6 protein-coding genes are annotated in these 9,194 nt (G+C 72.1%); 1 reads left to right on the forward strand and 5 read right to left on the reverse strand.

The window, feature by feature from the left end:
• Positions 1 to 254: 254 nt before the first annotated feature.
• The 5 genes from ffh to ABZ454_RS30170 form a co-directional block, all read right to left on the reverse strand.
• Positions 255 to 1,805: a signal recognition particle protein gene (gene ffh / locus ABZ454_RS30150; RefSeq protein ID WP_359542632.1), complete on the reverse strand. Its 1,551-nt coding sequence runs from the start codon at positions 1,803 to 1,805 to the stop codon at positions 255 to 257.
• Between the two features lie 131 nt (positions 1,806 to 1,936).
• The gene (locus tag ABZ454_RS30155; protein ID WP_359542635.1) at positions 1,937 to 4,390 is read right to left on the reverse strand and encodes a [protein-PII] uridylyltransferase; all 2,454 of its coding nucleotides are present in this window, start codon (positions 4,388 to 4,390) and stop codon (positions 1,937 to 1,939) included.
• A gap of 31 nt (positions 4,391 to 4,421) precedes the next feature.
• Positions 4,422 to 4,760: a P-II family nitrogen regulator gene (locus tag ABZ454_RS30160; RefSeq protein ID WP_136330688.1), complete on the reverse strand. Its 339-nt coding sequence runs from the start codon at positions 4,758 to 4,760 to the stop codon at positions 4,422 to 4,424.
• Positions 4,757 to 6,106 carry an ammonium transporter gene (locus tag ABZ454_RS30165; protein WP_359542637.1) on the reverse strand — a complete coding sequence of 450 codons (1,350 nt, stop codon included), beginning with the start codon at positions 6,104 to 6,106 and terminating at the stop codon, positions 4,757 to 4,759. Before ABZ454_RS30165 ends, ABZ454_RS30160 begins: the two co-directional genes overlap by 4 nt.
• A gap of 390 nt (positions 6,107 to 6,496) precedes the next feature.
• The gene (locus tag ABZ454_RS30170) at positions 6,497 to 7,972 is read right to left on the reverse strand and encodes a hypothetical protein (protein WP_356319643.1); all 1,476 of its coding nucleotides are present in this window, start codon (positions 7,970 to 7,972) and stop codon (positions 6,497 to 6,499) included.
• Positions 7,973 to 8,393: 421 nt separating this feature from the next.
• Here ABZ454_RS30170 and ABZ454_RS30175 point away from each other — a divergent pair, with 421 nt between their 5' ends.
• A complete protein-coding gene (locus tag ABZ454_RS30175; RefSeq protein WP_359542638.1) occupies positions 8,394 to 9,050 on the forward strand; it encodes a bifunctional DNA primase/polymerase in 657 nt (218 codons plus the stop codon).
• Positions 9,051 to 9,194 lie beyond the last annotated feature (144 nt).

The following is a 9,194-nucleotide window of genomic DNA, read 5'->3' on the forward strand; positions in this document are numbered from 1 at the left end:
AATACAAAATCCTGGTTATTGTCGGTTTCAGAAGGACCGCCGAGGCCGCCGACTTCGTCACGGCCGAGCTGGCCGCCCTGGAAGCCGACGGCCGCACCGTGACCGAGGCCACCGCGGGCTTCGGCTTCTCGATGGGGGAGCTGCGGACGGGCCGACGGGCGGCCTAAGGCCCGCCCCTCACGCGTCACGAGGCACGCATGCGTAAGGGGCGCCCCCCTTGGCGGGCGCCCCTCACACCTGGATCGTCCGGGCTGTCAGCCCATGAACTTCTTGAACTCGTCCGGCAGCTCGAAGTTCTGGTCGTCCTGACCCGCCGGCAGGCCGAGCGCACCGCCCTGGGCCGCCTGCTCGCGACGGGCCGCCGCGGCCTGCTCCTCGGCCTTGCGCTTCATCGGGTTACCGCTCTTGCGCTTGCCCTTGGCCTGCTTGACCTGCTTCTTCTGCCGGCCGGGGCCGCCGCCCATGCCCGGCATCCCGGGCATCCCCGGCATGCCACCGCCCTGCGCCATCTTCGACATCATCTTGCGGGCCTCGAAGAACCGCTCGACCAGGTTCTTCACGGCGCTGACCTCGACACCGGAGCCCTTGGCGATACGGGCCCGCCGCGAGCCGTTGATGATCGTCGGCTCGGCGCGCTCCTTCGGCGTCATCGACTTGATGATCGCGGCGGTGCGATCGACGTCACGCTCGTCGATGTTGTTGATCTGGTCCTTGATCTGCCCCATGCCGGGCAGCATCCCGAGCAGCTTGGAGATGGAGCCCATCTTCCGGACCTGCTCCATCTGGGCCAGGAAGTCGTCGAGCGTGAAGTCCTTGCCCTTGCTCGACGCCAGCTTGGAGGCCATTTGAGCGGCCTCTTCCTGGCTGAAGGTCTTCTCCGCCTGCTCGATCAGGGTGAGCAGGTCACCCATGTCGAGGATGCGGGACGCCATGCGGTCGGGGTGGAAGGCGTCGAAGTCCTCGAGCTTCTCACCGTTCGACGCGAACATGATCTGCTTGCCCGTGACGTGGGCGATCGACAGGGCCGCACCACCGCGGGCGTCACCGTCGAGCTTGGAGAGCACCACGCCGTCGAAGCCGACGCCGTCGCGGAAGGCCTCCGCGGTGTTGACCGCGTCCTGGCCGATCATCGCGTCGACGACGAACAGGATCTCGTCGGGGCTGACGGCGTCGCGGATGTCCGCGGCCTGCTGCATCAGCTCCTGGTCGATGCCGAGGCGGCCGGCGGTGTCGACGACGACGACGTCGTACTGCTTGGTCCGCGCGTACTCGATCGAGTCCTTGGCGACCTGGACCGGGTCACCGACGCCGTTGCCCGGCTGAGGCGCGTACACCGCGACACCGGCGCGGTCGGCGACGACGCTCAGCTGGTTGACGGCGTTGGGGCGCTGGAGGTCGCAGGCGACGAGCAGCGGGGAGTGGCCCTGGCCCTTGAGCCAGACGCCGAGCTTTCCGGCCAGCGTCGTCTTACCGGCGCCCTGGAGACCCGCGAGCATGATCACGGTGGGCGCGGTCTTCGCGAACCGCAGCCGCCGGGTCTCGCCGCCGAGGATGGAGACGAGCTCCTCGTTGACGATCTTGACGACCTGCTGGGCCGGATTCAGTGCCTGGGAGACCTCGGCGCCGCGCGCCCGCTCCTTGACGTTGGCGATGAAGGCGCGCACGACGGGCAGCGCGACGTCCGCTTCCAGCAGGGCGATACGGATCTCGCGAGCCGTGGCGTCGATGTCCGCCTCGGACAAGCGGCCCTTGCCCCTGAGGTTCTTGAAAGTCGCGGCAAGGCGGTCGGAGAGAGTATCGAACACGGCGCTCGTCGGTCCTCAGGGTCGGGGGCGGGGTCAGGTAGTCGTCCCCCAGGGTATCCGGACGCCGGGGAACGCAAAGCCCTCGCCCGGTTCTCGTGACGGGCGAGGGCCTTTTCGCGGGGTGGCGGGCCTCAGCCCAGTGCCTTCTCGACCTCCCTCGCCAGCTCCGCGGCGCGCTCCGCGGCCAGCGGCTGCCCGTCCCCGTCCGTGACGTAGAAGGCGTCCACCGCGTTCGCCCCGAGGGTCGACACATGGGCGCTGCGCACCCGTACCGCGCTCTGCTCCAGCGCCCGGCCGATGCGGTGCAGCAGGCCAGGGGCGTCCTGGGCGCGCACCTCGATCACCGTGGCCAGCCGCGAGCCGGCCTCCGCGACCGTCACCCTCGGCGGCGGGGCCTTCACTCCGCGGCGCCGCGGGTAGGCCGCCTCGCGCTCGGCCAGGCGGGCCCGGATGTCCAGGGAGCCGTCCAGGGCGCGGACGAGGTCGGCGCGCAGCCGGGCCGCCTGGGGCAGGGAGCCGTACTCGGCCGCGACCCGCCAGCTGAGCAGCAGCAGGTCCGCGGTCTCGCCCAGTTCGGTGGGGAGCTCCACGGCCCGCAGGTCGGCGGCGCGGACGGTGAGGCGGTGCAGGGCGAGGACGCCGGCGGCGGCGGGCAGGACGCCGGGCCGGTCGGGGAGGGCGATGAGGAGTTCCACGCCGACGGGCTCGGGACCGCCGTCCTCGTGCGGGGCCTCGGGCTGGGTGTGCAGGGCGAGGACCGGTTCGCCGGTGCGCAGGGCCTCGATGGCCAGGCGCTCCTGCTCGGCGCCGGGCGCCTCGGGAGCGGGTTCCTCGGGCGCCTCGCCGGCGAGGACCGCCGCGACCCGCTTGACCAGGTCGGTGACGAGGGAGGCCCGCCAGGTGGACCATGCGGCGGGCCCGGTGGCGAGTGCGTCGGCCTCGGTGAGGGCGTGCAGGAGCTCCAGGGTGGCGGCGCTCCCGACGGCGGTGGCGACGGCGCGGACGGTGGCCGGATCGTCGAGGTCGCGCCGGGTGGCGGTCTCGATGAGCAGCAGATGGTGGCGTACGAGCGTGGCGATGACGCCCACGTCCTGCTGGTCGAAGCCGATCCGGGCGGCCATGTCGCGGGCGATGACCTCACCGGCGACGGAGTGGTCGCCGGGCCAGCCCTTGCCGATGTCGTGCAGCAGCGCGGCGACCAGGAGGAGGTCGGGGCGGCCGACGCGGCGGGTGAGGGTGGAGGCGCGGACGGCCGCCTCGACGAGGTGGCGGTCGACGGTCCAGGTGTGGACGGGGTTGCGCTGGGGCCGGCAGTGGACCCGTTCCCAGTCGGGCAGGAGCCGGGTGATGAGCCCCTCCGCCTCCAGGGCCTCCCACACGGGGACGGTGGCCTCGCCCGCACCGAGGAGGGTGACGAGTTCCTCCCGGGCCTCGGCGGGCCAGGGCACCGGCAGCGGCTTGGCGGCGCCGGCCAGGTGGCGTACGAGGTGACGGGAGAGCGGCAGTTCGGACTGGGCCGCCGCGGCGGCGGCCCGCAGGACGAGGACCGGGTCGCGCTCGGGCCGGGCGGTGCGGGCGAGTGCGACCTCCCCGTCGGCCTCCACGACACCGTCGGCGAGCGGGGTGCGGTCGGTGACCGGTGCCCTGCTCCCGCCCAGCATGGCGCGCAGCCGGGGGCGGACCGAGCGGGCCCGCAGCACCCGGTTGACCTCGCGCCAGGTGACGTCGGTGGCGTACGAGACGGTGCGGGCGGCCTCGTACACCTGGCGCAGCAGGGCGTCGGCGTCGAGCAGGCCGAGGGCGGCGGCGACCTGGTCCTGTTCCTGGAGGGCGAGGCGGTCGGTGGCGCGGCCGGTGGTGAGGTGGAGCGCGTCGCGGGCGTCGAGGAGGACGCGGCGGGCCTCGGCGAGGCCCTCGCGGGGGGCGTCGGCGACCCAGGAGGCGGCGACGGCGCGCAGGGCGGTGGCGTCGCGCAGTCCGCCGCGGGCCTCCTTGAGGTCGGGTTCCAGGAGGAACTGGAGCTCGCCCTGGCGTTCGGCCCGCTCCCGGCAGAGCTCGTCGAGTGCGGGCAGGCGCTTGGGGGCCTGGTTCCGCCAGTCCGCGAGGATCGCGGTGCGCAGGGAGGCGACGAGTCCGAGGTCCCCGGCGACGGGCCGGGCGTCGAGCAGGCCCAGCTGGACCTTGAGGTCCTCGCCGGCCGTCTTCCGGGCTTCGGCGGGGGTGCGTACGGAGTGGTCGAGGGCCAGGCCCAGGTCCCAGACGGGGTACCAGACGCGGTCGGCGAGGGCCGCCACGGCGCCGGCGTCGGCGCTGCCGTCGTGCAGCAGCAGGAGGTCGAGGTCGCTGCGCGGGGAGAGCTCGCCCCGGCCGTAGCCGCCGACGGCCACGAGGGCGGCGCCCCGGACGCCTGCGTGTTCGGCCCCGGCGGCGAAGAGGGCGGTCAGCCACTCGTCGGTGAGCGAGGCGAGGGCCGCACGGCGCGACGGCCCGGACGGCGCCTTCTCCTGGAGAAGGCGCAGCCGGGCCGCCGCATAGCCGCTGGGTCCCGATTCCTCGGATTCGGTGGTCACTTCGGTGCTCGTCACCCAGCTGCCTTTCCGTGTGCGGAACAGTCGGTCAGAGTGCGTCCGGGCCGCGTTCGCCGGTGCGGACCCGGATCGCGGTCTCGACCGGGACGCTCCAGACCTTGCCGTCACCGATCTTGCCGGTCCGGGCGGCCTTGACGACGACGTCGATGAGCTGTTCGGAGTCCTCGTCCTCGACGAGGACCTCGATGCGGATCTTCGGGACGAGGTCGACGGTGTACTCGGCGCCCCGGTAGACCTCGGTGTGGCCGCGCTGACGCCCGTAGCCGCTGGCTTCCGTGACCGTGAGGCCCTGGACGCCGAAGGCCTGGAGGGCCTCCTTGATCTCGTCGAGCCGGTGCGGCTTCACGACTGCGGTGATGAGCTTCATGCGTCCACCTTCTTGTTCGTCGGGGCTGCCGTGCCGGGCGCGGGAGTCGTGGTGCGCGGGGCCGCACCGCCGCCGGCGCCGCTGAAGTCGTACGCCGTCTCGGCGTGTTCGACCTGGTCGATGCCCGAGACCTCGTCGTCCTCCTCGACCCGCATCCCGATCGTCCTGTCGAGCAGGAAGGCGAGGACCGCGGAGACGACCAGAGAGTACGCGAGGACCGCGAAGACGCCGACGGCCTGCTTGCCGAGCTGGTCGAGTCCGCCGCCGTAGAAGAGGCCCTTGGCGTCGGACTGGACTCCGCCGGTGGCGAAGAAGCCGATGAGGAGGGACCCGGCCACACCGCCCACGAGGTGGACGCCGACGACGTCCAGGGAGTCGTCGTAGCCGAACCGGTACTTGAGGCCGACGGCCATGGCGCACAGCACACCGGCGATGGCGCCGACGGCGATGGCTCCGAGCGGGCTGACCGCGCCGCCCGCCGGGGTGATGGCGACGAGGCCGGCGACGGCTCCGGAGGCCGCTCCGAGGGTCGTGAACGAGCCGTGGCGGAGCTTCTCGTAGCCGAGCCAGGCGAGCATCGCGGCGGCGGTGGCGACCTGGGTGTTGACGAACATGACCGCACCGACGCCGTCGTCGTTGCCGAGCCAGGAGCCGGCGTTGAAGCCGAACCAGCCGAACCACAGGAGACCGGCGCCGAGCATGACGAGCGGCAGGCTGTGCGGCCGCATCGGGTCCTTCTTGAAGCCGACGCGCTTGCCGATGACGAGGATCACGCCGAGGGCCGCGGCGCCCGCGTTGATGTGGACGGCCGTACCGCCGGCGAAGTCGATGACCCCGAGCTCGAAGAGCCAGCCGCCCGCGCCCCAGACCCAGTGCGCGACCGGGAAGTAGACGACGGTGACCCAGAGGGTGATGAAGAGCGCCCACGAGGTGAACTTGACCCGGTCGGCGAGAGCGCCGCTGATCAGGGCCGGGGTGAGGACGGCGAACATCAGCTGGAAGACGGCGAAGACGTAGACCGGGATGGTGTAGCCGTCCCAGAGTTCCGTGACACCGATCCCGCTGAGGCCGACGAAGTCCTGGCTCCATCCGATGATCGAGCCGGAGTCGGTGCCGAAGGCGAGGCTGAATCCGTAGAGCACCCACAGGATCGTGACGATCCCGAGGCTGATGAAGCTCATCATCAGCATGTTGAGGGTGCTCTTGACGCGGACCATGCCTCCGTAGAAGAAGGCCAGGGCCGGGGTCATGAGCATCACCAGGGCCGAGCAGATGAGCATGAACCCGGTGTTGGCGGCAGACAGCGTCGGGGCGTCTGCTGCAAGCGTCGTGATGCCTGGGGGCATCGGCGTCTCCTCGTCGTCGGTGCGGCCGCGTGCGGGCGATGGGGGCACAACCACGTGCGGGACCACTGGGGAAAAGGTGCGGGCCGGTTATGCGCCATGAGATTCGCCCAGCGCCGTTTCCGCCGATGCCACACGATGTTTCGCCGCAGTGACTAAGAGGACCGCCGTGTTACGTCCCCATGAACCGCCCGTGTCGTACCTACGCTCGGGCCTACTCTGCGGCCGGAGCCGCATACGGAGCGGTTACGACGCTCCGGCAGGGGAATGACCACCCGAACCGCCCGGAAGACCACACGAACCGGCCACGGCGACCACCCGTTGACCAGTCGATCGGGGGAGCCGAAGTCGGTCGGTGCGGGGTGGCCGTCGTGGCCGGGGCGGAGGGACTGCTCAGACCGCTTCGGCGGTCTCGGGCAGTTGTGCGGTGAGGAGGTCGGTGAGCCGGGCGACCTCGGGAATGTCCCCGAAGTCCCTGGCGGCGGTGTCGACGGTCTTGCGCAGCCGGGTGTTGACGCGCTCCGAGCGGACCTTCTTGGCGACGCGCAGGGCCTTCTCGGCCAGCGCGGTGGACTGCTCGGGCTCGCGCTTGAGGAGGTGGACGGAGGCGAGGCCGACCAGATTGAGCGCGTACGACCGCTGGTGCTCGTCGTCCTCGCCGAAGAGCTCGACCGCCCTGCGCATGACGGGTTCGGCGAGCGAGGCGTACGTGGGACTGCGTCCGGCCACATAGGCCAGGTCGCGGTAGGAGTGGGAGTTCTCGCCGTTGAGCTCGGCCTCGGAGAAGAAGCGGATCCAGTCGGGCTCGGGCTCGCCGTCGACGCCCGCGTCGAGGAAGGTGTCCTCGGCCATCCGGACGGCCCGCTTGCACTTGCTGGGCTGGCCCATGTTGGCGTAGGCGCGGGCCTCCATCGCATACAGCATGGCCTGGGTCCGTGCGGTGGCGCAGTCCCGGCTTCCGTACTGCGCGAGGTGGATGAGCTCCAGCGCGTCGTCGGGTCGGCCGAGGTGGATCATCTGGCGGCTCATGCTGGACAGGACGTACGAGCCCAGCGGCTTGTCGCCGGCCTCCTTGGAGGCGTGCAGGGCGAGCACGAAGTACTTCTGGGCGGTGGGCTGGAGGCCGACGTCGTAACTCATCCAGCCCGCCAGCTCGGCCAGTTCGGCGGCGCAGCGGAACAGGCGCTTCGCGGTGGCGGCGGGCTGCGGCTCCTGGAGCAGGTCGGTGACCTCGTGGAGCTGGCCGACGACCGCCTTGCGGCGCAGTCCTCCGCCGCACTGGGCGTCCCACTGGCGGAACATCGCGGTGGTGGATTCCAGCAGGTCGAGCTCGGGTCCGGAGAGCCGGGAGGGACGGCGGGCGGCGGCGGCCGACTCCGGCTCGACGGATCCGCCGGACGCGACGGGCACCAGCCAGCGCTGCATGGGTTCGATGAGGGCGGGTCCTGCGGCGAGCGCCAGTGAGCTGCCGAGGAAGCCGCGGCGGGCGAGCATCAGGTCACTGCGGGAGAACTCGCTGAGCAGGGCGACGGTCTGGGGTCCCGCCCAGGGAAGGTCGACACCGGCCACGGAGGGTGCCTGGTGCGGGGCGCGCAGCCCCAGGTCCTCGACGGCGACGACGGAGCCGAAGCGTTCGGAGAACAGCTCGGACAGGATGCGCGGGATCGGTTCGCGCGGCTGCTCACCGTCGAGCCAGCGCCGCACCCGTGAGGTGTCGGTGCTGATGTGGTGGGCACCCATCTGGCGCGCTCTGCGGTTCACCTGCCGGGCCAGCTCGCCCTTCGACCAGCCACTGCGCACAAACCATGATCCCAATTGCCCGTTGGGGCGCTTACCGGCATTCGCATCGCCTGCGCCGCTGCCACTCACTGAACGCCCCCATCCGCCGAATACTGTCGCGCGAACCTCTATCAGAATGCCGCGAACCGATGCTGCCCGTACGCGGGTTGGTCGCTGTCGAACAGAAAGTCGGGTTGCCTGCGGCATACCCATGAGCGCACATACTTCCATGGTTCGTGTACCGACGGTAATCCTACGATCACCCCCTCGGCGAGGGCGATGACAGAAACGCCACCATTCGCCACCCCTTCGAATGAACGCCACCGCGTGCGGGCGCGATTCACTTGACAGACAGCGATCAGCGAGAGGCGCAGAGAAGCGTTTCGGGGCGCGCGCGGGGTCTCGCACTCCCGGCGGCACGCCCCGCGCGAACCGGTCGCCCGGCATGACGGAGCGTCACGAGGGTGCTCCGGGACGTAACCACCGGCGAGTCGGACCCGTTGGAGGGGGCATGGGCTTCACGATCGGCATCCGCGAGAGGCGGTCCGGCACACGGCGCCGCGGCCGTGCGGCCGAGGGCACGGCGGTGGGCGAGTACACGGGACTGTGGGGCTGGGCGGTCGTGCCGGGGGCCCGCGCGTCGGGCGGCGCGTGCTCGTGCGGGGACGCCGGTTGCCCCTCCCCCGGCGCGCATCCGCTGGGCTTCGCCCAGGAGGTGCCCGCCGGGGCGACGCTCGACGCGGCGGCGCGCGCGTGGGCCGAGGTGCCCGGCGCCGCGATGCTGCTGCCGGTGGGCCGCACCTTCGACGTGCTCGACGTCGCGGAGCCGGCCGGACGCCGGGCGCTCGTGCGGATGGAGCGGATGGGACTGCCGCTGGGCCCGGTGGCGGTGACCCCGGCCGGCCGGGCGCAGTTCTTCGTCGCGCCCGGCGCGGCCGCCGAGCTGCCCCGGCTGCTGTACCGGATGGGCTGGGACGACACGGGCCTGGACCTGCGGGCGCTGGGGGCCGGCTCCCACATCACCGCCCCGCCCTCGGACGAGGGCGGGCTCGGCCCGGTCCGCTGGCTGCGCCCGCCGGCCCTGGACACCGCGGCCGCGCCCCCGGAGGCCCGCCTGCTGCTGGGGGCGCTGGCGTACGTCTGCCACCGGCTGGCCCCGTGCGGCTGAGCGTCCGGTCGCGCCCTGTACAGCGAGGAGCCCGGCCGCGCGGTGCGTGCGGCCGGGCGCCAACCAGTAAAGGGGCGCAGAGTCCCCGATCAAGGCGTCCACGAACGCCACCGGCACGAAACGAGCCACGGCGTCCCGCCCCAA

Origin of the sequence: Streptomyces sp. NPDC005803 (assembly GCF_040630435.1) — a bacterium.
Lineage (GTDB): Bacteria > Actinomycetota > Actinomycetes > Streptomycetales > Streptomycetaceae > Streptomyces.

What these genes read in the sequence shown, in the direction of transcription:
- ABZ454_RS30160 (WP_136330688.1), bottom strand. Translation starts at nt 4,760, where the DNA reads ATGAAGCTCATCACCGCAGTCGTGAAGCCGCACCGGCTCGACGAGATC.
- ABZ454_RS30165 (WP_359542637.1), bottom strand. Translation starts at nt 6,106, where the DNA reads ATGCCCCCAGGCATCACGACGCTTGCAGCAGACGCCCCGACGCTGTCT.
- ABZ454_RS30175 (WP_359542638.1), top strand. Translation starts at nt 8,394, where the DNA reads ATGGGCTTCACGATCGGCATCCGCGAGAGGCGGTCCGGCACACGGCGC.